The following is a 25953-nucleotide window of genomic DNA, read 5'->3' as shown; positions in this document are numbered from 1 at the left end:
CATGCCCTGGGGCTGAGCCCGCGTCGCAGCGTCCTGTCGCGCTCAGTCGCCGGCCAGGGCGCGCTGGATGAAGGCCGGTTGCGCGAATGCCGCGTGGTGCATCGCCGGCGTGTAGTACTCGGTATGGAAATCCAGCTCCGCGGTCGGCACGGCCAGGGCGAGGTCGTCGCGTGCGGCTAGCGTGGCGGACCACCAGCCGGTGGGATAGCTCGGCTGCGGGAAACTCAGCAGGTGCGTGGCGGCAAAGCCGGCTCGCTTGAAGCCGCGATGCATGTCATGAATCAGGGTGGCGTGTGCCAGCGGCGATTCGCTCTGCTGCACGAGCAGGCCGTGCGGGGCGAGCACGCGATGGCATTGCCGGTAGAAAGCCTCGTTGAACAGCCCTTCGGCCGGGCCGATCGGGTCGGTGCTGTCGATGATGATCAGATCCACCGTGGCATCGCCGGCGGCCGCCATCCAGGCCACGCCGTCCTCAAAGGCCAGCCGGGCCCGCGGGTCGTCGTTGGATTCGACCAGCCGCGGGAAATAACGCTCAGCCACACGAGTCACGCGTTCGTCGATATCGATCTGGGTGACCGATTCGACCGTGTCGTGCTTGAGGACCTCGCGCAGCGTGCCGCAATCGCCACCGCCGATGATCACCACGTTGCGCGCCCGGCCATGGGCGAACAGGGCGGGGTGGGTCATCATCTCGTGATAGACGAAGTTGTCGCGATCGGTCAGCATCACCAGACCGTCGATCGTCATCAGGCGGCCGAATGTTTCGGTCTCGTAGACGGCGATGGTCTGGTAGTCCGAGGTCTCCTCATGGAGTTTGTCTCGGATTTTCAACGAAAAGCCGACGCCCAGCTCGTCGCTGGCCTCGGTGAACCACGATTCGTCCGCTACCATGGCGCGGTATGCTCCTTCGCCGTTGTCGGCGGTTCGATTCACTGGATGAGTTGGCAGTATAGATGATGTCCGTATCCGCTCGAGAAGCAGTCGCCGACGGCTGGACGCTGGAAGACGCGCGCCGCCTGTATCGGGTCGCCACCTGGGGCGACGGTTATTTCGGGATCAACGAGGCCGGCCACGCCGAAGTACGGCCGGCCGCCGACCAGCCCGGCATCGATCTGGACGCGCTGGCCGACGAGATCCGCGACGCCGGGCTGCGCCTGCCGGTGCTGGTGCGTTTCACCGATATTCTGGGCGACCGGCTCAATCGTCTGGCCGATGCGTTCGACGCCGCGCGCGGCGCCCATGACTATGCCGGGCGTTATACGGTGGTCTACCCGGTCAAGGTGAACCAGCAGCGCGCCGTGGTCGAGCAGTTGGTCACCGCCGGGGGCGATCGCGCCGGACTGGAAGCTGGTAGCAAGCCCGAACTGATGGCCGTGCTGGCGCTGGCCCGACCGGGCTCCACTATTGTGTGCAACGGTTACAAGGACCGCTCCTTCCTGCGGCTGGCCCTGGCCGGACAACAACTCGGCCACCGCGTCTACATCGTGGTGGAAAAACCGTCGGAACTGGCGCCGATCGCCGAGCTGGCCGACGCGCTGGGGCTGCGCCCGCGGCTCGGGCTACGAGTGCGCCTCGCAAGCGTCGCGGCGGGCCACTGGCAGAACACCGGGGGCGAGAAATCCAAGTTCGGCCTGACGGCCGATCAAGTGGTGACCGCAGTCGCGCGGATGCGCGAATTGGGCATTCTGGATTGTGTGTCGATGCTGCACGTGCACGTCGGCTCGCAGGTGGCCGATCATGCCGCGCTTGCCCGCGCCATGGACGAAACCGCGCATCTGTATCGCAGCCTGCGCGCGCTGGGTGCGCCCGTGGACACGGTGGATGTCGGCGGCGGTCTGGCGGTGGATTATGAAGGCCGTGGGGCCCGTTCGTTCTGTTCCATGAACTATGGCGTGCCCGATTACGCCGATGTCGTGGTCGGCGCGCTGGCGCGGGTGGCCGAGCGGTTCGATCTACCGCAGCCGAATATCATCAGCGAATCCGGTCGGGCACTGACCGCACACCACGCGGTGTTGCTCACCCAGGTCATCGACAGCGAGACCAGCGTGGCAGTCGCGCCGGCGGTGTTGGACGACAAGCTCTCGGCCTCGGCCCAGCTCGATCGAGTGGGCGCGCATCTGGCGGATGTTCAGGCCCGTTTCGTGGCCGGCGAGCTCAATCTCGCCGACCGCGCCGAGGCCGAGCGTGAGGCCGCTTCGGTCTATCGCGCGCTGGCGCGGCTCGCACCGGACGATGCCGACGACCGCGCCGCGGTCACGGCGGCGCGTGAAAAACTCGCGACCAAGTATTTCGTGAATTTCTCGGTGTTTCAGTCGGTGCCGGACGTCTGGGCGCTGGATCAGGTGTTTCCGGTCATGCCGCTCGCGCGTCTCGACGAAGCGCCCGATCAGAATGCTCGGCTGTGCGATCTGACCTGCGACTCGGACGGCCGGCTCGATCGTTATGTGGACGAGAACGGCTTGGATTCGACGCTGCCGCTGCATGCGCTGCGCGACGACGAGACCTACCGCCTCGGCATCTTCATGGTCGGCGCCTACCAGGAAAACCTGGGCGACATGCACAATCTGTTCGGCGATACCGACGTGGTGAACGTCGAGATTCGCGATGGCGCCTGGCATCTCGGCGATGCCCAGCACGGCGATCGGACCGATGAGCTGCTGACCTATGTGCACTTCGAGCCGGAAGCATTGCGTCGCGCTTATCGTCGCAAGCTGAATGCCGCTGGCCTGGCGCCGGGCCAGCGCGCGGAATGCGAAGCGCTGCTGGAAGCCGGCCTGGCCGGCTATACCTATCTGCTGGAATCCTGACGCCCGGCGATCAATCCTTGTCGTTCTTGTTGAGCGAGAACTTGACCGCCGGCTTGGCCTGATCGTTGGTCTTAACTGACGGGTTACCGCCGATCAGCCGGGCCGGATTGACGTTGCGCGCGGCCAGATAATCGCGCACGGCCTGCTGGCGCTGTCGGGCCAGTTGCTCGAGCTTGGCATGCTGTGCCGCGGCCGAGCCATCCAGCTTCATTGCCTTGGCATCGGCCGGTACGGCCTGGCCGGCCAGATGCAGGACCCACGGCGGATGTTGGCGCATCGCCTTGGCGATCAGTGCCAGATACTTGCGGTCTTCCGGCCGCACGTAATGCTTGCCCTTGGCAAAGATAGCGGGCCGATCCTCGACCGACCGGAACAGGTTGAGGAAACCGTTCTTGATGTTGTTGAGCAGCCCGACCGGCGAATAATTCGACAGCAGCGCCGTACGCAGGCCGGCGAGCACGGCCTCGCGGATCAGGTTGTCGATCGAGAAGTACGGGTTGGTGACGTCGCCCAGGATCTTGGTGCGGAAATGGATGATGTCGTTTTGGCCGCGGATCAGGCCGAGCGCCGTGTTCATCGATATGCCGTAGGCGATATCCGTTTCCTTGGTGGCGCTGTTGGCCAGGCGGAAATTGGTGATGGTGGTATCCAGCACACCGTTGAGTTGGCCCTTGGTGGCCTTGAGGTTGAGCGTGCCGTCGGCGACGCCGTTGGAGATCTTGCGGCCCATGGCCGCGTTGAGATAACCCGACATGGGTGCCAGTGCCAGCGAGCGCAGCCAGGCGTCGAGATCCATGTGAATACCGCCGGGCGCGAACGGCGCGATTTTGCCGCGGCTGTCCAGATGGCCGTAGGCGCCGACGTCGAGGCCCAGGGTGTAATTCGCGCTTTGATCGGGTTTGGCGGTGTCGAGATGATCGAGCGTGAAATCCAGCTTCGAGCCGGTGACGTTGACGGTCGGCGTCATGGTGGTGTCGACGAATGCGATGGCCGGGCCGGACAGATGCAGATGGTCCACCGCGTAGGTCGAGGTTGCCGAATGCGAGGCCGTGGTCTGGCCGGCAGCGTCGGAGCTGGAGCTTGCCGGGCTTGCTTGGCTTTTGGTCTTGCCGGTGCTGTTCGACATGCTGTCGACAAACTCGCTGATCACGCCCATGCCGTGGGCGTCGCGGCGGGTATGGATGTTCGCGCCGTCGAGTTCCAGGTCGTGAACGCTGTAGTGCAGCAGATCCTGTAGTGAGAACCGGGTCGCCTTGATCGATACGGCCTGGATGACGGCGCTGTCGGTATTGGTATCGCCCAGGATACGGACACCGCTGGATTTCAGGCTGCCGACATTGATCGAATTCAGTCCGTTGATATCAATGCCGCTCGCCTCGGTCTGCAATAGGGCGACCCAGGGCGCGTCGATGGCGGTGTCGATAGCATCGAGCTTGTGACTATGGGCTTCGCCCGACAGGGTCAGGCGCAATGCCTGGCCGGATGTGTCGGGCTGTTCCGCATAGTTGCCATCGAAGCCGAAATGGGCCGCTGACATGCGAATCGGCGCGCCGGGAATATCCAGCCGGACGTCGCTGGCATCCAGCTGTCCTTTCGCGCGGCGAGAGAACAGATGGGCGCTGTGCAGGGCGACGTCGCCTTTCCAGTTCACATGGTCGGCCGTGACGTGACTGGTTTGCGGCACGTCGAAGACCAGCTGATCGCTGGCCAGCGAGCCGTTCGTGTCGATGCGGGTGCCGTGGCCGGCCAGTCGGGTGGTGGTCTTGCCGGTCCAGTCCAGCGCATGGCTTTTCATGCGCACCGTGTTGGGTACCGAAAACGCCATGCCGCTGGCTTTGAAACCGCCATCGGTGTCGATGCGGGTTTCATCGGGGGTGAGCGTCAGGTCGAGGCCACCGGTGAGGTGCTCGGCATCACTGGCCAGGTCCAGCCAGTTGCCGGAGGCGAGGTTGGTTTTCTCGGCGTCCAGCTGGCCGGTCGTGGTCACGCGGGTGCTCGTCTGCCCGAGCGTGGCCTTGGCCTTGCCCTTCCAGGAAGCGCTTTTCTGGGTGAAATCGAGCTGGCTCGCGCGCTTGGCGACAATGCCGGCCAGCCGTAACGTGCCGTCTGCCGTGATCGTGCCCGGCTGGCCGTTGCCGGGCCAGAGGGTGGCGTGTTCGTCGCCCTGCCAGGACAGCGTGTCGCCACGAAGATGGGTGCCGTCGGTAGCGGTCATGCGGGCGTCATGCCAACTGCTCTGCCCCTTCAGGCGACCTTGCAGGGTGCCGTCGGCACCGTAGGTGATGGACAATTGTTGATCGGCGTCGAACCGGCCTTCGAGTCTCGTGATGTAGCCCAGCCGTGCCAGCGGCGTGAATGCTTTCATCTCGAAATTCTTGGCTTGGACGGCAAAGTTGGCCCGGCGGGTGGCACCGAGAGGGCTAAGGTGGCCGTCGAGATCGAGCTGGCCATTGGCAACCTTGAGCCGGGCCCGTACCGGCGTGGCCTGGCTTGGTTGCCAGGTCGCAATCTTGCCGATATGCAGGCTGTCGATGCCGAGCGTTTCGTCCACCGCAGGCCGATCGCCGTTGACCGGTTCGCGGTAGTGCAGCGTGACATTGCCGAGCGTGACGCCGCCCACGCCGAACCCCCAGCCGCTCGATGCGCCGCCGCTGCCGAGCGGAATGGGCACGCCGGCAACCGTGAGCTGACCGTCGGCATTGCGTCCGACATCGATGCGGGCCTTGCTGAGACGAATCACGGTCAGATCGATATGGTGATCGGCCAGCGGCCGGTAATCGATATCGACCGCCACGTGCCCGATGTTGAACTGACGGTGGTGCGGGCCGCGGCCTTGGACGTCGTCGAGCGAAACCTGACCGGTGAATACGTTGGCATCGACCCCGCCGATATCAACGGTCACACCCTCGGCTTTCAGATAATGCTGCAGGGCATAGCGCACGACGAACGGCGGGGCGATGATCAGCGTGGCCGCAATCACCACGATCAGCGCGCCGGTTGCGATCAGCGCCCATCGCGCGCCACGTCTGACTGCCATGTATTCGCCGGTTTGGGCCCTGGGTATCAAGAGCTTATCATCGAACGAAAATCACGCATGGAAACGATGTCATGAACAGCGCATTTCTCGGTCTCGGCGGCATGGGCCACGGCATGGCGGCCAATCTACACAAGGCGGGGCTGCTGACCGCGGTCTATAACCGGACCACGAGCCGGGCCGAGGATTTCGCCGGCGAACACGATGTGCGTGTGGTCACCGATCCGGCCGAAGCCGCGGCCCACGCCGAGGCCATCGTCCTGTGTGTGTCCGCGGACGACGACGTGCTGGAAATGGTCGATGCGCTATGTGGCGCGCTTACCGAGCGACACGTCGTGATCGATTGCTCCACCGTGGCCAGCGATACCGCCAAGGAAGCCGCCCGGCGTGTCGGCGAAACCGGGGCCGCATTCGTCGATGCCCCGGTGTCCGGCGGCACGGAAGGCGCCAAGAACGGCACGCTCTCGATCATGGTCGGTGCCGACGAGGCCGTGTTTCAACGGGTCACGCCCGTGCTCGAGGCGATGGGCGCGGGGATCACGCTGATGGGTCCGATCGGCTTCGGTCAGGCGACCAAGGCCGTCAACCAGATCATGGTTGCCGGCATCAATCAGGCGGTGTGCGAGGCCATGCGGTTTGCTGCGGCCATGGAGCTGCCGCTGGACAAGGTGGTCGATGTGGTCGGTTCCGGCGCGGCGGGCAACTGGTTCGTCAATCACCGCGGCAAGACCATGGTCAAGGATGTCTTCGATCCGGGCTTCAAGCTCAAGCACCACCACAAGGATCTCGGCATCTGCCTGCACATGGCGAGCCTGAAGCAGGGCAAGCTGCCGTTATCGGCCAAGACGCGCGAGGAATACGAACAGCTCATGGCCGACGGCCACGGCGACGAGGATATCTCGGCGCTGTATCGCGCCCGAGCGGATCTGTTCGATAAATAGCGTCGCTGGCGGGCAGGCCGATTAGTCCGCAAATGAACGCGAAACTAGACGCCAATCAATACATATCTTTGTTTTATATTTGCGCCGGTTAGTGTTCATTTGCGGACGATGTTCTTAACTAGCTTTCCAGGGCGTGACGCGCCCGCGCAGCGGCCGCGCGCACCTGGTCGGGTGCGGTGCCGCCGATGTGGTTGCGGGCGGCGACGGAGCCTTCCAACGTCAGCACTTCGTAGACGTCTTCGCCGATGGCATCGGAATATTCACGCAGGGTGGTGAGTTCCAGTTCGGCCAGATCGCAGCCTTCGCGGATGGCGCGCGACACACAGTTGCCGACGATTTCGTGGGCATCGCGAAAGGCGACGCCGGCCCGCACCAGGTAATCGGCCAGATCGGTGGCGGTGGCGAAGCCACGGCGCGCGGCTTCCCGGCATTGTTCGCGCTTGACCATGATATGCGGGGCCATATCGGCGAACAGAGCGACACAGGCGCCCACCGTGTCGGCGGTGTCGAACATCGGCACCTTGTCTTCCTGATTATCGCGGTTGTAGGCCAGCGGCTGGCCCTTCATCAGCGTGAGCAGGGCGGTGAGATGGCCCTGTACGCGCGCCGTCTTGCCGCGCGTGAGTTCGGCGACATCCGGGTTCTTCTTCTGCGGCATGATCGAGCTGCCGGTGCAGTAGCGATCGGGCAGCTCGACGAAATCGAACGCCGGGCTCATCCAGAGGATGAGCTCTTCGGAGAACCGCGACAGATGCATCATGATCGTGGCCGCGGCCGAGACGAACTCGATCGCGAAATCACGATCCGAGACCGCATCCAGCGAGTTGTCGATGACGCCGTCGAAGCCCAGTTCCTGGGCGACCATTTCGCGATCGATGGCGAACGTGGTGCCCGCCAGCGCGGCCGCGCCCAAGGGAAGGACGTTGGCCCGCGCCCGGATCTGGGCCAGCCGCTCACTGTCGCGCGCCAGCATCGCCTGCCAGGCCAGCATGTGGTGGCCGAAGGTCACCGGCTGGGCCACCTGCATGTGGGTGAAGCCGGGCATGATCGTGTCCGCTTCCCGCTCGGCGAGCTCGATGAGGCCGGCGCGCAGACGCTTCACTTCGTCGATAAGCGCATCGAGCGTGTCGCGCAGCCACAGGCGCACGTCGGTGGCGACCTGATCGTTGCGAGATCTGGCGGTGTGCAGCTTCTTGCCGAGCGCGCCGATGTCGTCGGTCAGCCGCGCCTCGATGTTCATGTGCACGTCTTCGAGCGCGGCGTCCCACGGGAAGTCGCCAGCAGCGATACGGGCCTCGATGGCTTTCAGCCCGGCTTCGATCTCGCCGAATTCGTCGGCGCTCAGCACACCGATGGTCGAGAGCATGCGCGCATGCGCGATCGAGCCGCGGATATCGTACGGCGCGAGGCGTGTTTCGAACGAAATCGATTCGGTGAACGCGGCGACCCGGGCATCCGGGCCTTCGGCGAAACGGCCGCCCCAGGTCTGGTGACTCGATTGCGTGCTCATCGGCGTGCTCCGGTGGTGATGGGCGCCGCCCGCGCGTGCCGCGGAGCGGTCTCGGACAGCGCGCGAGTATAGCAATGCCGGCCCGGCGGCCGGCAGCCGGGCTTGACGCCGATGCGGCGCTGTTCAAACACTGTCGCCAATGTCCGAGCCCGAACAACCGACCGCCATCCTGCCGGATTTCTGCACCGGCTCGCGTGTTGTTCGGGTTCTGATCGTGTGCGAGGCCGTGGCGATCGTACTGGCGCTGGGCAGTTCCATGTCCGGCGATTTATGGCGCCGCCTGTTCCTGTTATCGGTCTACCTGCAATGGATCGGTGTGTGCAGCGCCGCCGCCCTGTGTCTGATCCGACGCCATGCCGGCCGCATGAGTACGCGTACGGTGGTCGGACTGTCCTATCTCTGCCTATTGCTGGTGACGCTGGCAGTCACCGAGATCATTTTCGTGGCCGGCCGCTTCACCGGTTTCGGCCTGATCATCGAGCACAGCAGTCAGGAGATATTTCTCGCTCGCAGCCTGGGGATCTGTGCCGTAGTGGCCGCCTTGGCGCTGCGCTATTTCTGGTTGCGGGCCTCTTGGGCCGTACACGCCGAGGCAGAGTTGCGAGCGCGACTGGAAGCGTTGCAGGCGCGTATCGAACCGCATTTTCTGTTCAATACGCTCAACAGTGTGGCCGCATTGATCGAGCATCGCCCGGCCGAGGCCGAAACCGCACTCGAAGACCTGGCCACGCTGCTGCGGGCCCGCCTGAAGGCCGAGACGCCGACCGCGATTCGGCTGGTCGACGAGATGCGACTGGTCGAGGCCTATGTGCGTATAGAGCAGCTGCGTCTGGGCGACCGGCTGGCGATGGAGGTGGATTTGTCGCCAGCGGCGCGCGAAGGCCGCTTGCCGTCATTGTGTCTGCAGCCGCTGGTCGAGAACGCGATCGGCCACGGTGTCGCCCGGTTGCCCGATGGGGGCACGGTACGAGTACGCGCGTGGATAGCGGATGGCATGTTGTTCGCGGAGGTGCGCAACCCGGTGGCCTCCGCCGCGGAACGGGCGCCGGGGCATCGACAAGCGTTGTCGAACATCCGACGTCGGCTCGCGCTGGCCTACGAGGGGCGAGCCCGGCTTGACTTCACTCAGGACGCGACCTGGTTCACGGTAAGGCTTGCAGTGCCCCAACAAGATCGAGAAGACGCACCCCCATGAATGTCATGATCGTCGACGACGAACCGCTCGCTCGCGAGCGGCTACGCCGCATGATCGAGAGCTTCCCGGACCATGTCGTGGTCGGCGAGGCTTCCGAAGGGCGTTCCGCGATCGAGCGTGTGGCTGAACTCGCGCCGGATGCCGTGCTGCTGGATGTCCATATGCCCGGTATCGACGGCCTGCGGGTCGCGCGTGAGCTCGCGACAACCGAACTGCCGCCGGCGGTGATCTTCGTGACGGCGCACAGCGAGCACGCCTTGTCGGCGCATAACAGTCAGGCCGACGGTTACCTGCTCAAACCCGTACGGCGTGAGGATTTGGCCGAAGCGCTGGCGCGGGCCCGCCGACCGAGCCGAGCCCAGTACGCGGCGCTCGCTGGACAGCCCGACGGTAGCGGCCCCATGGGTTATGTCAGCGCCCGTACCCGCGACGGCATCGAGCGCGTTGCGATTCGCGACATTCTGTATTTTTGGGCCGATCGGAAATATACGTCGGTGTTCCATCTGCATGGCGAGCTGCTGATCGAACAGTCGTTGGCCACGCTGGAGCAATCGCTGTCCGACAACTTCATGCGGGTGCATCGCAAGGCGCTGGTGGCTCGTGCCCATGTCACCGGGCTCAAATACAATAGCGACGGCAGCGCCAGCCTGACCCTACGCCATATCGACACTGCCGTGCCCGTTTCGCGCCGCCGCCTGGCCGAGGTGCGCGCGCTGCTGGATTCTTAGGACTTCGCCTAGGCGACCGGCCATCTCTGAAAACCTTCACGAGCGAGAGTTCATGCCCAAGACCCTCCGTATCGCTACCCGGCAGTCCCAACTGGCGCTGTGGCAGGCCCGCCACGTTCAGGCGCGCCTGGCCGTGGCACTGCCCGAGACCACCGTCGAACTGCTGCCGATCCGCACCGAAGGCGATCGCGTGACTGATCGGCCGCTGTCCGCGATCGGCGGCAAGGGCCTGTTTCTCAAGGAACTGGAAGCGGCGATGGCGAACGGCGAGGCCGATCTGGCCGTGCATTCCATGAAGGATGTGCCGGCCGAGCTGCCCGAAGGCTTCGTGCTGCCGGTGGTGCTGGCCCCGGCCAGTCCGCTGGATGCCTTTGTGTCGAATACCTACGACAACCCGGAGGCCATGCCGGCGGGGGCGATCGTGGGCACATCCAGCCTGCGGCGGTCGGCCATGATCAAGCACCTGCGGCCGGATCTGGAGATTCGCAACCTGCGCGGCAACGTACAGACGCGTCTCGCCAAGCTGGATGCCGGCGAATACGACGCTATCCTGCTGGCCTGTGCCGGTCTGGAGCGCCTCGAACTGGCGGCGCGTATTCGTAGCGAACTGACGCCGGAGCAGAGCCTGCCGGCGATCGGGCAGGGTGTGCTCGGCATCGAAATCCGGGTCGGAGACGACGAGACGGCCGCGGCCATCGCCGCGCTCGACGACGAATATACGCACGTGCGCATCGACGCCGAGCGCGCGGTGAATAGCCGGCTCGAGGGCAGCTGTCATTTGCCCATCGCCGCGCATGCCACACACGACGGCGTGACCTTGCGCCTGCGTGCCTGCGTTGGTCGTCCCGACGGCTCCGAGATGGTCCGCGATGAAATCAGCGGGCCGGTCGACGAGGCCGCGGCGCTTGGGCATGCCCTGGCGGAACGGCTGCTGGTGGCCGGTGCGGATCGTATTCTGGCCGATCTCGGCTGAGCGCAGCGTGAGTAGCGCGTCGCCCCCCGATCTGTCGGGTGCCACGGTCTGGCTGACACGGCCGATCGCGGGCGCCGAATCCTGGCGGCGCGCGTTCGAGGCGGCCGGGGCCGAGGTGTTGATCGAGCCATTGCTCGTGATCGAGGCGCCTGAAGACGAGCCGGCTGCCCGAGCCGGGCTGGCCCGCGCCGAAACCGCAGATATCGTCATAGCCACTTCGGCCAATGCGATCGCGGGCGCGGCGCGCCTGTGCCCGCGTTGGACACCGACTGGTCAACTGTTGGCCGTGGGCGACGCAACGGCCGCGGCACTGGCCGACTATAGCGGGCGGGCCGTGGCGACCCCGGCGCGATCGGATAGCGAGGGACTGCTCGCCATGCCGGCACTGCGTGACGTCGCCGGGTGTCGGGTGGCGTTGCTGGCCGGTCAGGGCGGACGCGAAGCACTCACCGAGGCTTTGACGACGCGCGGCGCGCAGCTCGACAAGATCGTGCTATATCGACGCGTGGCGGCCCGGATCGAACGCGCGCGGCTCGAACGACTGCTTGCGGCCGATGCCGTGGTGGTGACCAGCGTGGAGGCGTGGCGACATTTGCTGGCTTTGGCCGAGGGCCCGGAGCGCGCCCGCCTGGCGCGCCTGCGGTTGGTGGCTGCCAGCCGCCGTGTGGTACAACAAGCCGGCTACGACGTCGATTGGGCTATCGCGCCCGTCGTGATCGAACGCATGGATGCTGCGGGTGCCGTGGCCGCGCTGGACCGGGTCTGGCCGGCCCGTGGACAATAACGGCCACCGATACCGGGGGAATGCCGCTACCTTATGAGTCAAGACAAGCGCGACCAGAACAACGCCGATCGAGCCAAGTCCTCGGCCCCGTCCGACGACAAGAGCCAATCGAGCGCCAGCAACAAGCCGTCGGAGTCTGCCGCTCCGCCCAAGGACAAGACGAGCGACGCCGGGAAATCGGACGCCTCATCGGCGGGATCGGCCCAGTCGACGAGCGCGAGTTCGGGCGCCGGCTCGGATCGCCAGACCGCGTCCGGATCGAGCGCGTCGTCGTCGAACGGCGGAAAGTCGAGCGCGGCTTCGCAATCCGGACCCAGCAGCACGGCCGGTGCCGACAAATCGAGCGCCAAGAGCGGCGAGTCCGGCACGACGAAATCCGCGAGTGGCGCCGGGACGAAGAGCGCCTCGGATACCGGCAACGGCCCGAGCAAGTCGTCCGGGGCGCAGAACACCGGCAACAAGGCCGCGTCCAGCAGCGGCTCGGCCTCGTCCTCATCGGGATCGGCGTCCACCACCAGCTCGAGCGGACCCAAAACGTCTGACAAGGGCAAGCACAAGGCGACGGCCGCCTCCGGCGCGGCCTCGACGAGTGCCGCCACGGCCAAGAGCAGCAGTGCCGGCAACAAGCCATCCGCGGGCGCCAGCAGCACCTCGGGGCCGCGTTCGAGTACGTCGAGTTCTTCGGCCGCCTCGCCCTCGACGAGCTCTGCGGGTAACAGCCCGTCGACCTCGTCCGGCAGCGCGCGTAGCGCCGCTTCGGGTTCCGCCGGCGGCAACCGTACGGGTACGCCGGCTTCCGGCAGCACGAAACGGGGCGGCCAGGGCCGCAAGCTCGGCCTGCTCGTGGCGATCGTCGCGCTGATCGTGGCGGTTCTGGCCGCGGCTTCGACCGGTTATCTCTGGTATCGCGGCCAGCAGCGCATCGCCGATCTGGACTCGCGGATCAACACCGTCGAGAAAGGGCTGCAGAACAACGTCCAGAAAGTGGTCATGCCGAAGCTCTCCGATATGAGCGATCGCATCGGCAAGTTCTCGCAGCGGGTGGATCAGCTGTCGCAGGCGTTGGACCAGCGCAAGCAGCAGATCGCGCAGCTGCAGCAGACGATCGAGCACGTCCAGAGCCAGAACAAGCAGCTGTCCGATCAACTGGGCGGCGATCACTCGCAGTTTGTTGAACAGCGCATTGCCCTGTTGCTGGAAGCGGCTAACCAGCGCCTGCAGGTCGCGCGCGACCCGCAGGGCGCAGCTCAGGCGCTCTCGCTCGCCGATCAGGCCATCAAACGCAGCGGCGACCCCGAACTACATCCGGTGCGGGCCCAGATCGCGGACGAGATGGCCGCGCTTAAAGCGTTGCCCAATCCCGATATCGAAGGGATGTCGCTCAAGCTGTCTAATCTGATTCAGCAGATCCCGAAACTGCCGGTCAAATCGAACGTGCCGAGCACCTACCAGCCGCCGCAGGCTGGCGATCAGGCTTCGGGCTCGAACAAGACGGCTGACAATAGCCAGAACAACGGCGATTCGATGGAATTCGCCGGAATCAAGCTGGCGAAGAAGTGGCATGAGTTCGTCAACTCGGTTGGCAACGCCCTGTCGCGGATGGTCACGATCCGTCGTGCGAACGGCACCGAGAACGCGCCGGCGCTGATGGCGCCGGATCAGGCTTATTTCCTGGTCCAGAATCTGCAGCTGCAGCTGCGTACGGCGCGTCTGGCGTTGCTCAACGGTAACGCGCAGACCTATCACGATGCCTTGTCCGAAGCGCGCGACTGGGTCCAGAAGTATTTCGATACCAGCGATTCGTCGGTGTCGGCGGTGCTCGACGATCTGTCGCAGCTGTCGCACGTCAAGCTCTCCTGGCAGGCGCCCGATCTGTCCGGCAGTCTCAAGACGCTGCGCCAGATCATGGCGCGTGATCGCAACAGCGGCAGCCAGGCCAGCAAGTCCGATCAATCGGGACAGTCCCAGTCCGGCCAGTCCCAGGCGGGTAAGCCCGGCACGTCGAAGGACAAGGGCGCCACGAAGGGCCAGGGCCAGTCGAACACTGATGCGACCGACAGCGCCGATACGGCGGGGAGCTCGTGATGCGTCGCCTGCTGCTGGCTTTCTTCGTATTCCTGCTGCTCGGAATTCTGCTGTCGCTGGTGTTCCGAAATCATCAGGGCTATGTCCTGATCGCGTTCAACGGATGGCAGATCGAAACCTCGTTGTTGTTTGCCTGTGCGGCCGTAATCCTCGGCGTGTGGGTGCTGGCGATGGCCTGGCGCATCCTGGTTGCGCTGGTGTTTGCACCGCGCAATATTCGCGGTTTCTTCGGACGACGTCGTCAACGCAAGGCGCGGCGCTCGCTCTATGTTGGGCTCGAGCATATGGCCGAAGCCCGCTGGGCGCTGGCCGAAGCTGATCTGCAGGCCTTGGCCGAGTCCAACGAGGCGCCGGGTCTGAATCATCTGTTCTCGGCGCGCGCCGCGCAGTACCAGGATCATCTGGGCGATCGCGACCGTTATCTACGCAAAGCGTCGTCGCGTAAATCGGTCAGCGAACTCGCGGTGCTTATCACCCAGGCGCAGCTGCAGATTGAGGCGGGTCAGACGGCCGAGGCCCAGGCCACGTTGGCGCGACTGTACGAACTGGAGCCGCGGCATCCCTGGGTGTTGCGGATGTATGCCGAGCACGCGATGGCCTGTGGCGATTACGGTCGGGTCTACGAGTTGTTGCCGGAACTCGGCAAGCATTCAGCGTTGTCGAAACAACGCGTACGCGAGATGTCGATTGCGGCCTATCAGCATCGTCTGAGTCAGCAGGCTGATATCGGCGGGCTTACCGCAACCTGGCGTCATGTGCCGAAGGATTTGCGGCAGGAACCGGAAATCCTGCGTCACTACGCGGTGTGCCTGAAACAGCAGGGCGCCGACGACGAAGCCGCCAACGTGATTCGCAATGCCTTGAAGAAGCAGTGGGTCCCCGCGCTGGCGCTGATCTTCGGCGATCTCGACTGCAGCGATCAGACCGAACAGCTCGCGACCGTCGAAGAATGGATCAAGATCCACGGGCGTGAGCCCGAGTTGATGCTGGTCGCCGGTCGGCTGTGTCTGCGAAACCAGCTCTGGGGACGCGCCCGCAGTTATTTCGAGGCCAGCCAGACGCAGCATTCGCGTGCTGACGCGCTCCTGGAGCTGGGTCATCTGTTCGAGCAGATTGATGAGGCGGATCAGGCGCGCTCGGCTTATCGTCGGGGTCTGGAGTTGCGCACCTCGTCGTGAGACGGCGGGCCGGATCGAGGCGACGCGTTGAGCGCATCGGCTGAGGTGTCGACGCTCATCGTCGGATGCGGCGATACCGGCGTGCGCGTGGCCGCGCGTGCCGTGGCCGCGGGTGAGCGCGTGACCGGTGTGGTTCGCAGCCCGGCGTCTGCCATGCGGGTGCGCTCGGTGGGCGCCCGTGCGTTGCGTATCGATCTGGATGCCGAGATCGAGGTCTTGCCGGCTTGTCGGCGCCTGATCTACAGCGCGCCGCCGGGCCGTGCGGGCGAGGCCGACGCGCGCATGGCGCGCGTGCTGGCGGCCTTGCCGGTGGCACCGGAGCATGTCGTATACATCAGTACCAGCGGCGTCTACGGCGACTGCGGCGAGGCCTGGGTCGACGAGACTCGGGCCGTGGCCCCGGACACCCCGCGCGCCAGGCGCCGCGTGGATGCAGAACGGCGGATCGCGGCCTGGGCGCCGCAGGCCGTGATTTTGCGTGCGCCGGGAATATACGGCCCGGGCCGCATCCCGGTCGATCGTGTGTTGGCCGGAGAACCGGTGCTGGCCGACACGGCGGGTGGCTGGACCAATCGGGTCCATATCGACGATCTCGCCGGCATGGTCTGGCAGGTGGCGACCAAGCAACCGGCGCATACGATCTACAACGCCTGCGACGGCGCGCCGACGCGTCGCGAAGCCTATTACGACACGCTGGCTGCGCTACTCGGCGTACCGGCGCCGCCAAAGATCGACTGGACCGAGGCGCAGCAGCGATTTTCGGCCATGCGGCTGTCGTTCCTGGCCGAGTCGCGGCGACTGTCGAACGCACGATTGCTGGCCGATACCGGCTATTCGCTGGTCTTCCCCGATTATCGCGATGGGCTGGAAGCCAGCCTGCGCGGCGACGCGCGCGCCTGCTGACGGTCTTGCGCCGAGGACTCGCACGAAACCTCAACAGACCCTAGGGCGTGTCGTCACGAGATATGTTTTCATAGGGTGCGGATACACCTGAGCGACGATCACAGCATGTCAGACGCCCAACATCGCCACGATCTGACCGACCATCAGTGGGCGTTGATTGAGCCCCACTTGCCCGGCCGCGCCGGCCAATGGGGCGGCGTGGCCCGGGATAATCGCCGATTCGTCAATGCGGTCCTGTGGATTTTACGCACCGGGTCGCCATGGCGTGATTTGCCGCCGACCTATGGCGACTGGAAGAACACGCATCGACGCTTTTGCCGCTGGCGGGATCGCGGGATCTGGGAAGCCCTGCTTGAGGTGTTGATCGACGAGCCCGATTTCGAATGGCTGATGATCGATGCCAGCCATTGCAAAGCGCATGCGGCCGCCGCAGGCGCGCTCGGCGGTAATGACGGGATAGGTCGTACAAAAGGGGGCTCAACACCAAGCTGCACCTGGCCGTGGATGCGCATGGTATGCCGCTCCGAGTTCTTACAACGTCAGGTACCCGAGCGGATTGTGCAGAAGCTGACGAGTTGATCCACGGGGTCGAGGCCGAGCATTTGATTGCAGACAAAGGTTACGACAGCAACGCGATTGTCGAGCACGCCCAGAGTCAGGGCATGCATGTCCAGATTCCATCGCGCGTTCATCGTAAAACACCGCGCGCGTTGGATACCGCGCTGTATCAACACCGGCACCTCGTCGAAAACGCATTCGAGCAACTCAAACGCTGGCGTGGGTTGGCCACACGCTACGCGAAACGACTGTCGTCGTTTCTAGCCCAAGCGCAAATCGCCTGTCTCTGCCTCTGGCTTAAGATCTCGTGACGACACAGCCTAGGGCGTGTTGAGGTTTGGTGCGAGCGCCGCGTTGGCGTCCGCAAATCGTGTCCGGCAAGGCGCGAGTCGCCGCGTCGTGGCGTGCCACGACCCAGATTCGCAACACCGCAGGGCGCCCCTAGTTAATTTTTTATGGGCGGCCCAACCCGAAGTGACAAGCGCTGTTTTGCGGCAATCCAGCGTTATAGCTCTCTCGCGTAGGTTCACTACGCCACGTTCGCTACGCCTCGTCTTGCCGTAAAACAGCGCTTGGCGCGGACCCGCACGAAACCTCAACACGCCCTAGGTGTGACCTCTCAGTAGATTGTTCATCCGAGCCGCAAGCCTTGAAGCTGATGGGTGCTGAAATCCGTCAGACGTAAGGAGCGACCCGGATGAACACACACAAGAATGCGTGCCTCACCGTTCACAGTCGACACGTGCGGGTCCATCGTGTGAGCGAACAAGGGCTCAGGCCGGTCGATGTCGCCCAGGCCATGGCGGTCAGGCCCCGCACGGTCTACAAGTGGCTGGCGCGCTATCGCAACGAAGGCTGGGCGGGGTTGTGGGACCGAAGCTGCCGGCCGCACCGATGCCCGCATCGGACTTCAGGCGCGCAGCAAGCGCGCATCCGCCGTCTCCGTCGCCAGCGACGTATTTATTCGGCGCTCACGCGTCAGACCGGCGTGCCGCGCGCGACGGGCGCGCGCGTGCTCCAGCGGGGCGGCCTGAATCGATTGTCGGCGCGGGACCCCGCGCCGCCCGTCCGACGCTACGAACACGACGCCCCCGGCGACCGGTTGCACCTGGACATCAAGAAAGTGAATCGTTTTGCGCGTCCCGGTCATCGCGTGACCGGCGACCGGCGCGGCAAGTCGCGGGGTGCCGGCTGGGACTACCTCCATATGGCCATCGACGATCACAGCCGGGTGGCCCATGCCACCATCTGGCCGGATGAGACCGGCGCCAGTGCGGTTCGAGCGCTGATCGCCGCCTTGCGTTACTACCGCCGCTTGGGCGTCCAGTTCAAGGCCGTCCTCACCGACAATGGGGCGTGCTATCAATCCCGGCGCTTTGCCACCGCCTGTCGTCGACTCGGGCTTGAACACAAGCGCACGCGGCCGTACCGGCCGCGGACCAACGGCAAGGCCGAGCGCTGGATTCAGACGGCGCTACACGAATCGGCGTATGCCCATGGCTATCAAAACGCCGATGAGCGCGCTGACTATCTGCCGTACTGGCTGCATGACTACAACTGGCACCGACCCCATGCCAGCCTGAACCATCAACCACCGATCAGCCGGCTGCGGCTCAACGTGAACAATGTGGTGGGTTTACACACCTAGGACGGATTTACGGCAAGTCGTCCTGACGCGAGGCCCGGGCGAGTCCATTGCGATCCAGCGCGCTGGCGAAGTCCTGCACGATCGTGCTCAGGCAGGCCGCGCCGGATAACGTGACCGGGACGTTGCCGCCGTCGTTTTGAATCACCGCGATTCGATATCGATAGCCCGGATCGCCGTCGCGGCATGCGCTGACCGGTGTGTCGGTGAGCGTGAGACGATATTTCGCGCGTTGTGCCATGGCCCGATAGTGCCGGCCGGGATGCGTCAGATCGCCGCGATAGCGGACCAGATGCCAGCCGCGCTGGCTCAACGCGTGGCGCAGGCCCTGCGCCAGGGCTGACGAATGCTTGTCGGACACCAGAATCGAGCGATCGGGCACGTCGGCGCTCGAGCGCGTATCACCGGGTCCGGTCGGCGGATGGCTGGCGCAGGCGGACAATAGCGCCGCGATCGGAACAAACAGCGCCGCGGCAATCCGGGCAGGGCGGGCGATCATGGCGACGGGGTCGAGCGAAGTATTTGCGCCAGAATACGCCCCGCGGTGGGTTATGGGGCAAGGCGGGCCTGACGGCGACCACCATCCGTTCGGGTGTAGCGAAGCCAGCCTGATGATACCGATGGCCCTCGGACCGGCCGATATCGCCGCGGGTTGGCGCTCGGCTGGGGCGGCGCATCGAACAAAGGGCCGGCGCCAGGCGCCGGCCCTTTGAGGGTTCCGATCGGTATCGGTCGATGGCCGATCAGCCGTTGCTGTCGTCAGCCGGGGCCGGTTTCGCCGGGTGCGCGCCGTGATGATGACGCCACTGCCGGGCGGCCTGCTGCCATTCCTGGGCCGACACATAGCCGTCGTTGTTGGTGTCCATATGGGCGAAGATCTGGTCCGTGGTCGGGCGGCCATGGCGGTGCCAGCGGTGATGCTCGGGGTCGGGGCCTCGATGCGCCATGTCGTCCGGTTTCGGCGGCGGCGCATTACCCGCGTCGTCCGAGGGCGGCGGGGGCGGCATATCGCCATTGGAAGGGCGCTTGGGCGGGCCCATGTGATGCCGGCCTCGCAGCTGCGCCATTTCGTCGATTGAGATCGAGCCGTCGTGATTCGTGTCGAGCCGCGCGAACATGCGATCGGCACGGGCCTTGGCATGCGCCTCGAATTCGCTCTTTTCGATTTTGCCGTCGTGATTGGTGTCCATCTTGTCGAGCCGCTGCTGCGTCATCACTTCGGGCAGCCGGGTCATTTCGGCCGCGCTGAGTTTGCCGTCGCCGTTAGTGTCGAGCTTTTTGAACACGGCCTGGCTGTCGCGGTCCGGGCCGGGCGCGTTGTTGTCGGCCGCGAACCCGGCGGCCGAAACCGACAGGCCGGCGGCGATCAGCGACAGGGTCAGATACTTGTTCATCACGTACTCCTTTGCGGATGAGTGTGGTCGCCGCGTGTGCGGCGCTGTCCACGGTGCTCATTACCGCGCAGAAATGTGCTGCAACTCTGTCGTCGATGCGCGATTTTGTCGCAAACCGTGTCAGTGCGCCCGCCTGGCAGACTCGGTTACACGATCGGCCGGGCGGGCCGGACGCTGCGCGTTATATTGACGCCAGCGTTTACAGCGATTGCCGCTCCCCATGGCCGAGCCGACCCCGCATCTTCTGGTTGTCGATGATCATCGCGATATCCGCGACTCGCTGGCCCGTTATCTCGCGGGTCACGGATTTCGTGTATCGGCTGCGGCCGATGCCGCCGCGGCACGCCGGCAAGTTCGCGATGCCGCGCTCGATCTGGTCATTCTCGACATCATGATGCCGGGCGAGGACGGGCTGAGCCTGTGCCGTTGGCTGCGCGAGACCACCGCGATCCCGGTGATTCTGTTGACCGCTGTCGCCGAGGAGACCGATCGCGTGATCGGCCTGGAAATGGGCGCGGACGATTACGTCACCAAACCGTTCTCGCCGCGCGAACTCCTGGCGCGCGTACGGGCGGTGCTGCGTCGCGCGGCGGCCTTGCCCACCCAGCGCGATGCGATCGAAGAACAGACCGTGCGCTTCGATCGCTGGGTGTTTCACGTCGCGCGGCAGGAGCTGGAGGACGAGACCGGCCTGTCGGTAACCCTGTCGACGGGCGAATTCCGGCTCCTACTGGCCTTCGTACGTCATCCGAACCGCGTGCTGTCACGCGAGCAGTTGCTCGATCTGACCCAGGGCCGGGAGGCCGAGGTATTCGATCGCAGTGTGGACAATCAGGTCTCGCGGCTGCGCCGCAAGATCGAGCGCGACTCCGCGGCGCCCGCGCTGATCAAGACCGTGTGGGGCGGCGGCTATCGCTTCACGCCTGATGTGGGGCCGGCGTGAAACGCTGGCTGCCGCGCGGGTTGTCGGCCCGCATCATTCTGTTGACGTTGGTGGCGCTGCTGGTTTCGCAGCTCGTGGGTTATCTGAGCTTCGTCTACAACCAGGACCACTTGGTACAGCGCGTTCTCACCAATTATCTCAGCCAGACGGTACCCTCGATCAATCGCATGCTCCGGCACGTCAAGCCGGGTGAGGAACGGGCCGCGGTTCGGGGCCTGTCGAATCCTTTTGCCAGCTATGCCATCCGGAATCGGCCGCTGCATTGCCCGCCGCCGAGCGCACCGCGCCCGGCCTATGCCAAGGATCTGGCCGACAAGCTCGGCCTGGCGCCCGACGCCGCCCGGGTCTGCGTAGGCGCGGGACTGCTGGCGGCCCATCCGAAACGTCCGGCGATTGCGTTCTCGGTGCGGCGTGAGGACGGGCGTTGGCTTGAGATTCGCGCTAGCCGGCCCGGTTTGGGCCACGGCTGGGGCGGCCAGACTCTTCGTAACATACTGATCACGCTGGCGATCATGATCGTGATGGTGGTCGTGGCCTCGCGTCGCTTTACGCGGCCGCTGCGGGATCTGGCAACCGCGGCCGAGCGCTTCGGGCGCGGCGAGGCCATCGATCCGGTGCCGGAACGCGGCGGTGACGAGATCAAGCGATCGATCATCGAGTTCAACCGGATGCACGAGCGCATCGATCGATTCGTGGCCGAACGCACGCGCCTGGTGGCCGCACTGGCCCATGATCTACGCACGCCCATTACGGCACTGCGTCTGCGACTGGAATTCCTGCCCAACGACGACAATACGCGGGCCATGCGCGCCACGCTCGAGGATATGGCGCATATGTCGGAGGCCGCGCTCACCTTCATGCGCGAGGAAGCCAGCGCCGAAGCCAGCCGGCGCATGGATCTGACCGCGCTGGTGGATGCCGTGGTCGAGGATTACCGCGCAGCCGATGCGCCGGTGGTATTCAAAACCGGCGATCAGGTCACGCTGGTCTGTCGGCCGGTGGCGATCCGGCGCGCGCTGCGTAACGTCATCGACAACGCGCTGGCGTACGGCCAGAGCGCCGAGGTGAGCCTCGTCGAAAGCCCGGGACAGGTGGTGATCGAGGTGGCGGACCGCGGGCCGGGTATTGCCGAATCGGCAATGTCGTCCGTATTCGACGCGTTTGTCCGGCTGGAGACGTCGCGGAGCCGGGATACCGGCGGGGTCGGCCTGGGTCTGTCGATCGCCCGCTCGGTGATTCGCGGCCACGGCGGCGATATCACGCTGGGCAATCGGGCCGAGGGCGGCCTCGTCGTGCGTATGACGCTGCCTCGCGCCCGGGCGTAGCGGCGACGGATCGCGATCGCTTGCGCGCCGCAACCGCCAACCACGTGACATCGCCGGCCGTCGACGCGATAAGCTGAGGGCATCATTTAACAACGACCGGCTTCGGGCCGGGAAGATCATGACGCGAGCCGTACGTATTCACGAAACCGGCAATGCCGACGTGCTCAAGATCGAAGATGTGACCGTGCGTGAGCCGGGCGAAGGCGAAGTTCGCATCCGGGTTGAGGCGATCGGCCTGAACCGGGCCGAAGTGATGTTTCGCAACGGTGCTTATCTGGAATCGCCGAATCTGCCGGCCGGTATGGGTTATGAAGGCGCGGGTATCGTCGAGGCCGTCGGGCCTGGCGTGCGCGATTTCGCCGAGGGCGATGCTGTGGCGGTGGCGCCCGCGTTTTCCATGAACGCTTACAGCATGTATGCCGAATCCACCATCGTGCCGGCGCACGCGCTCACGGTGCGCCCGGCGGGGTTGGATGCGGTCCAGTCTGCGGCGATCTGGATGGCATATCTGACCGCTTATGGCGCGCTGATCGAATTCGGTCAGCTACAAGCCGGCGAGGCGGTGCTGATTCCTGCGGCGTCGTCCAGCGTCGGCCTGGCCGCGATCCAGATCGCCAATCACGTCGGCGCGACGCCGATCGCGATGTCGCGCACGAATGCCAAGGTCGAGCAGCTCAAGAAGGCCGGCGCGGCGCATGTGATCGTCTCCGAGTCCCAGGACATTGCCGGCGAGACGATGCGGCTGACGAACAATGCCGGCGCACGGATCGTGTTCGACCCGGTTGCGGGATCCACGGTCAACGATCTGGCCAACGCCATGAGCCCGGGCGGGACGATGTTCCTCTATGGCGCGCTCGCCCCCGATGAAACGCCGTTTCCGCTGTTCACGGCCCTGGCCAAGGCGCTCACGCTGCGGGGTTATACGGTGCTGGAAATTTTCGCAGACGAGCAGGCCTTCGCGCGCGGCAAGCAGTTCGTGTTCGACGGCATCGCGTCCGGCGATCTGGTGCCGACGGTCGATCGCGTCTTCGATTTCGACGATATCGTGGAAGCGCATCGTTACATGGAATCGAACCAGCAGTTCGGCAAGATCGTCGTCCGCATACCGTGAGCGCGCCGCGGCCCGCCGACGATATTCGGATCCGGCGGGCCGCTCTCACCGATCTGGATGCCCTGATGGCGCTGGAACACCGTTGTTTCGCCCAGGACGCACAGTCCCGGCGCAGCATGCGGCATCTGATCCAGCGCGCGCATGGCGAGCTGCGCATCGCCGAAGCCGGCGGTCGCCTGCTGGGTTATCTGATGCTGTTGTATCGACGCGGGACGCGGGTGGCGCGGATTTATTCGATCGCGGTTGATGCGCAAGCGCGCGGCCGAGGGTTGGCACGGCGCCTGATCGACGACGCCGAGCAAAGCGCGAAGGCCGCGGGCTGTACGCGTCTCAGTGCCGAGGCGCGCTTGTCTAACACGGGGTCGCGGGCACTGTTCGCGGCCTGTGGCTTCGATGAGACCGGCCGGCTCATCGATTATTACGAGGATACGGACGGCGGTTACGAAGCGGGCGTGCGTTTGGGGAAACGCCTGCTATTCGACGAGGGGTCCGGTTCGCCATAATCCAGCGATTGTGTAGGTGTACTGGAGCGCCGAATGGCCGAACCTGTAATCGTGGTTGAATCCCTGCGCGACTGGCGTGCCGCATCGCCGGCCGCCCGTCTGGTCCTGGCCGACGACTACCTGGCCGATCCGGTCTACGCCGATGCCGGGCTGCATGTGATCAATCTCTGTCGTAGTACCCGTTATCAGAGCCTCGGCTATTACTGTTCGTTATTGGCCGAGGCCCGTGGCCAGCGGGTAATCCCGTCGGTGGCTCGACTCGCCGATCTGTCGCGCAAACTGCTGTATTCCAGTGAGATTCCGGCTATTAACGAGGCGCTGGCCGCGCTCGACGCGGGAACGTGGCAAGCGCTGCCGGAGGACTGTCATATCGTGCTGGGGCGTTGTCGTTATCCAGAGCTGGAACGCGTGGCACGCCATGTCTTCGAACAGTTCGCGGTTCCGTTGATCAATCTGGAACTGCGCGAAACCGCCGGTTCGGTTCGGGTCGGGACGGTACGCACGTTGTCGATCCGTCAACTCGACGGGGCCGAAGCCGATTTTCTGGCCGAGGCCATGAACGCCTATCTGGCGCGCGGCTGGCAACAGCCCGGCCATCGACGTCATGCGCGTTTCGACGTCGCCATGCTGGTGGATCCCGGCGACCCGCAGCCGCCGTCCAACGAGGCCGCGCTGGCTGGCTTCGTCGCCGCGGGCCGTGAACTGGGCCTGGAAGTCGAGCGGATCACCAAGCGCGATCTGGGGCGGCTGGCCGAATTCGATGCGTTGTTCATCCGCGAGACCACGCGCTTGAACCACCACACCTATGCGTTTTCGCGCCGCGCGGAGCAGGAGGGGCTGGTGGTGATCGACGATCCGATCTCCATTCTGCGTTGTACCAACAAGGTTTATCTCGCCGAGTTGCTCACGCGCCACAACGTGGCCGCGCCCAAAGCCGCGATCTTCGGCGAGCACGAGATCGACCGTCTGCCCGAGCTGCTGGGGTTCCCGATGGTGCTCAAGGCCCCCGAGGGCGCATTCTCGAAAGGCGTGTTCAAGGCCGAGAACATGGCCGAGCTCAACGACATCGCAGCGCGTTTGCTGGAGGATTCGGAACTGGCCCTGGCCCAGGAATTCATGCCGACGGAATTCGATTGGCGCGTGGGCGTGCTGGGCGGACGCGCGCTGTATGTCTGTCAATACATGATGGCGGGCGGTCACTGGCAAGTGGTGGACTACAACGGCGCCGATGGCATCAGCGAGGGCGATTCCCGCACGCTGGACGTAGCAGACGCGCCGCCCGAGGTGGTCGAGACCGCCGTGACGGCGGCCGGTCTGATTGGCGACGGGCTCTACGGGGTCGATATCAAGCAGACCGCCGACGGGCTGCGCGTGATCGAGATCAACGACAACCCGAGCATCGATGCCGGGATCGAGGATGCCGTGGCAGGGAAAGCGCTATACCGTGCCGTCATGGCCGAATTCCTGCGTCGGCTCGAGGCACGTACACAAGGCGTTTCCTGACTGAGCGGCCGGTTTGCGCAGGCAACGGCTTTCGCTATAGTCGGTCGTCCTGTCTGAAAATACATTTTTTCGAGCGCGGCTTGCCGCGACCGACGTCTACAAGCGAGAAAGGCCTAGTCATGACCCAGCGAATCGAACGCGCCGGCCTGCAGATCGGCCAGCCTTTATACGACCTGATCGAGCGCGCCCTGCCGGGGACCGGGATCGACTCGGACATGTTCTGGGCCGAACTGGCGGCCCTGGTCGAAGAATTCGGGCCCAAGAACGCGGCCCTGCTCAAGCACCGTGTCGACCTCCAGGAAACCCTGGACAAATGGCATCGCGAACATCGCGGCGACGCCTTCGACCGCGACGCATACCGTCAACTGCTGACCGAACTCGAATACATCGTGCCGGACGTCGACGACTTCTCGGTCTCCACCGACCACGTCGACCCCGAAATCGCCACCGTGCCCGGCCCGCAACTCGTCGTGCCCATCACCAACGCCCGGTTTGCCTTGAACGCCGCCAACGCCCGTTGGGGCAGCCTCTACGACGCCCTCTACGGCGCCGACATCATCCCCGAGACCGACGGCGCCGAAAAAGGCAAAAGCTACAACCCCAAGCGGGGCGCCAAGGTCGTCGCCCATGCGGCTGAATTCCTCGACGCCCACTTCCCCCTCGACGGCGGCTCGCACGCCGACGCCCAGGCCTATCGCATCGACAACGGCCGGCTCGCTGTCGACATCGGCTCCGACCACGTCGGCCTGGCCGACCCGCGCCAGTTCGTCGGCCATCAAGGCACCGCCAGCGCACCGAGCGCCGTCCTGCTCGTGCACCACGCCCTGCACATC

22 protein-coding genes and 1 pseudogene are annotated in these 25953 nt (G+C 65.1%); 17 read left to right on the top strand and 6 right to left on the bottom strand.

From position 1 onward, the window contains the following. Positions 1 to 42 precede the first annotated feature (42 nt). Positions 43 to 891: a polyamine aminopropyltransferase gene (gene speE, locus C41B8_RS06025; RefSeq protein WP_037335501.1), complete on the bottom strand. Its 849-nt coding sequence runs from the start codon at positions 889 to 891 to the stop codon at positions 43 to 45. Between the two features lie 62 nt (positions 892 to 953). Here speE and speA point away from each other — a divergent pair, with 62 nt between their 5' ends. After that, positions 954 to 2807 (top strand): biosynthetic arginine decarboxylase, encoded by a 1854-nt coding sequence (gene speA / locus C41B8_RS06020; RefSeq protein WP_198025075.1) that lies wholly within the window; start codon positions 954 to 956, stop codon positions 2805 to 2807. A 10-nt stretch (positions 2808 to 2817) separates the two neighbouring features. On the opposite strand, the gene C41B8_RS06015 is transcribed toward speA, so the two are convergent. Continuing rightward, complete coding sequence (locus C41B8_RS06015) at positions 2818 to 5844, bottom strand: DUF748 domain-containing protein (protein ID WP_051883157.1); 3027 nt, start codon at positions 5842 to 5844, stop codon at positions 2818 to 2820. Between the two features lie 71 nt (positions 5845 to 5915). Here C41B8_RS06015 and C41B8_RS06005 point away from each other — a divergent pair, with 71 nt between their 5' ends. Further along, positions 5916 to 6782: an NAD(P)-dependent oxidoreductase gene (locus tag C41B8_RS06005; RefSeq protein ID WP_198025074.1), complete on the top strand. Its 867-nt coding sequence runs from the start codon at positions 5916 to 5918 to the stop codon at positions 6780 to 6782. Between the two features lie 118 nt (positions 6783 to 6900). Here C41B8_RS06005 and argH read toward each other — a convergent pair whose 3' ends face one another. Further along, positions 6901 to 8292, bottom strand: a complete 1392-nt coding sequence (gene argH, locus C41B8_RS06000) for an argininosuccinate lyase (RefSeq protein WP_037335489.1) — start codon at positions 8290 to 8292, stop codon at positions 6901 to 6903. A 139-nt stretch (positions 8293 to 8431) separates the two neighbouring features. Here argH and C41B8_RS05995 point away from each other — a divergent pair, with 139 nt between their 5' ends. From C41B8_RS05995 to C41B8_RS19455, 4 genes are read left to right on the top strand one after another with little or no spacing between them, the layout of a single operon-like run. Next, positions 8432 to 9487, top strand: coding sequence for a sensor histidine kinase (locus C41B8_RS05995; RefSeq protein WP_037335487.1), 1056 nt, complete (start codon positions 8432 to 8434; stop codon positions 9485 to 9487). Beyond that, on the top strand, positions 9484 to 10215 hold the full coding sequence (locus C41B8_RS05990) for a LytR/AlgR family response regulator transcription factor (RefSeq protein WP_037335485.1): 732 nt from the start codon (positions 9484 to 9486) through the stop codon (positions 10213 to 10215). Before C41B8_RS05995 ends, C41B8_RS05990 begins: the two co-directional genes overlap by 4 nt. Before the next feature lie 52 nt (positions 10216 to 10267). Further along, positions 10268 to 11188, top strand: a complete 921-nt coding sequence (hemC, locus tag C41B8_RS05985; RefSeq protein WP_037335483.1) for a hydroxymethylbilane synthase — start codon at positions 10268 to 10270, stop codon at positions 11186 to 11188. Next, on the top strand, positions 11127 to 11972 hold the full coding sequence (locus C41B8_RS19455) for a uroporphyrinogen-III synthase (protein ID WP_051883156.1): 846 nt from the start codon (positions 11127 to 11129) through the stop codon (positions 11970 to 11972). Before hemC ends, C41B8_RS19455 begins: the two co-directional genes overlap by 62 nt. Before the next feature lie 38 nt (positions 11973 to 12010). On the opposite strand, the gene C41B8_RS20645 is transcribed toward C41B8_RS19455, so the two are convergent. Further along, positions 12011 to 12802 carry a hypothetical protein gene (locus C41B8_RS20645; RefSeq protein ID WP_037335479.1) on the bottom strand — a complete coding sequence of 264 codons (792 nt, stop codon included), beginning with the start codon at positions 12800 to 12802 and terminating at the stop codon, positions 12011 to 12013. 13 nt (positions 12803 to 12815) lie between these two features. Here C41B8_RS20645 and C41B8_RS20640 point away from each other — a divergent pair, with 13 nt between their 5' ends. The 5 genes from C41B8_RS20640 (at position 12816) to C41B8_RS05945 (ending at position 18344) form a co-directional block, all read left to right on the top strand. Next, positions 12816 to 14057: a uroporphyrinogen-III C-methyltransferase gene (locus C41B8_RS20640; RefSeq protein WP_037335477.1), complete on the top strand. Its 1242-nt coding sequence runs from the start codon at positions 12816 to 12818 to the stop codon at positions 14055 to 14057. Next, positions 14057 to 15235, top strand: coding sequence for a heme biosynthesis HemY N-terminal domain-containing protein (locus tag C41B8_RS05965; RefSeq protein ID WP_037335475.1), 1179 nt, complete (start codon positions 14057 to 14059; stop codon positions 15233 to 15235). Before C41B8_RS20640 ends, C41B8_RS05965 begins: the two co-directional genes overlap by 1 nt. A 27-nt stretch (positions 15236 to 15262) precedes the next feature. Next, a complete protein-coding gene (locus C41B8_RS05960; RefSeq protein WP_156962437.1) occupies positions 15263 to 16138 on the top strand; it encodes an SDR family oxidoreductase in 876 nt (291 codons plus the stop codon). A 105-nt stretch (positions 16139 to 16243) separates the two neighbouring features. Further along, positions 16244 to 17007, top strand: a protein-coding gene (locus tag C41B8_RS20020; protein ID WP_156962436.1) for an IS5 family transposase whose coding sequence is annotated in 2 segments (ribosomal slippage) — positions 16244 to 16616 and positions 16616 to 17007 — 765 coding nt in all. Because the reading frame shifts where the segments join, the coding sequence is not laid out codon by codon here. A gap of 386 nt (positions 17008 to 17393) precedes the next feature. Continuing rightward, positions 17394 to 18344 (top strand): IS481 family transposase, encoded by a 951-nt coding sequence (locus C41B8_RS05945; RefSeq protein WP_084188566.1) that lies wholly within the window; start codon positions 17394 to 17396, stop codon positions 18342 to 18344. A gap of 7 nt (positions 18345 to 18351) precedes the next feature. Here C41B8_RS05945 and C41B8_RS05940 read toward each other — a convergent pair whose 3' ends face one another. Together C41B8_RS05940 and C41B8_RS19450 are read right to left on the bottom strand one after the other, a co-directional pair. Then, positions 18352 to 18840: a hypothetical protein gene (locus tag C41B8_RS05940; RefSeq protein WP_037335464.1), complete on the bottom strand. Its 489-nt coding sequence runs from the start codon at positions 18838 to 18840 to the stop codon at positions 18352 to 18354. A gap of 244 nt (positions 18841 to 19084) precedes the next feature. Further along, complete coding sequence (locus C41B8_RS19450; RefSeq protein ID WP_051883154.1) at positions 19085 to 19735, bottom strand: EF-hand domain-containing protein; 651 nt, start codon at positions 19733 to 19735, stop codon at positions 19085 to 19087. A 220-nt stretch (positions 19736 to 19955) separates the two neighbouring features. On the opposite strand from C41B8_RS19450, the gene C41B8_RS05930 reads away from it, so the two are divergent. The 6 genes and pseudogenes from C41B8_RS05930 to C41B8_RS05905 all read left to right on the top strand — a co-directional run. Beyond that, a complete protein-coding gene (locus tag C41B8_RS05930) occupies positions 19956 to 20678 on the top strand; it encodes a response regulator (protein ID WP_037335462.1) in 723 nt (240 codons plus the stop codon). Continuing rightward, complete coding sequence (locus C41B8_RS19445; RefSeq protein WP_051883153.1) at positions 20675 to 22003, top strand: ATP-binding protein; 1329 nt, start codon at positions 20675 to 20677, stop codon at positions 22001 to 22003. The genes C41B8_RS05930 and C41B8_RS19445 overlap by 4 nt, the downstream gene beginning before the upstream one ends. A 118-nt stretch (positions 22004 to 22121) precedes the next feature. Beyond that, positions 22122 to 23114 carry a zinc-dependent alcohol dehydrogenase family protein gene (locus tag C41B8_RS05920; protein ID WP_037335459.1) on the top strand — a complete coding sequence of 331 codons (993 nt, stop codon included), beginning with the start codon at positions 22122 to 22124 and terminating at the stop codon, positions 23112 to 23114. Continuing rightward, positions 23111 to 23617, top strand: a complete 507-nt coding sequence (locus C41B8_RS05915) for a GNAT family N-acetyltransferase (protein ID WP_051883152.1) — start codon at positions 23111 to 23113, stop codon at positions 23615 to 23617. The genes C41B8_RS05920 and C41B8_RS05915 overlap by 4 nt, the downstream gene beginning before the upstream one ends. Positions 23618 to 23650: 33 nt before the next feature. Beyond that, positions 23651 to 25120, top strand: a complete 1470-nt coding sequence (locus C41B8_RS05910) for a RimK family protein (protein WP_037335457.1) — start codon at positions 23651 to 23653, stop codon at positions 25118 to 25120. Positions 25121 to 25239: 119 nt separating this feature from the next. Continuing rightward, positions 25240 to 25953: pseudogene (locus tag C41B8_RS05905) on the top strand (malate synthase G); the annotation flags it as partial.

Source organism: Salinisphaera hydrothermalis C41B8 (assembly GCF_000732535.1).
GTDB classification, from domain to species: domain Bacteria; phylum Pseudomonadota; class Gammaproteobacteria; order Nevskiales; family Salinisphaeraceae; genus Salinisphaera; species Salinisphaera hydrothermalis.
The sequence above is the reverse complement of the archived record's forward strand: the minus strand, read 5'-3'. Positions and strand labels throughout refer to the sequence as shown.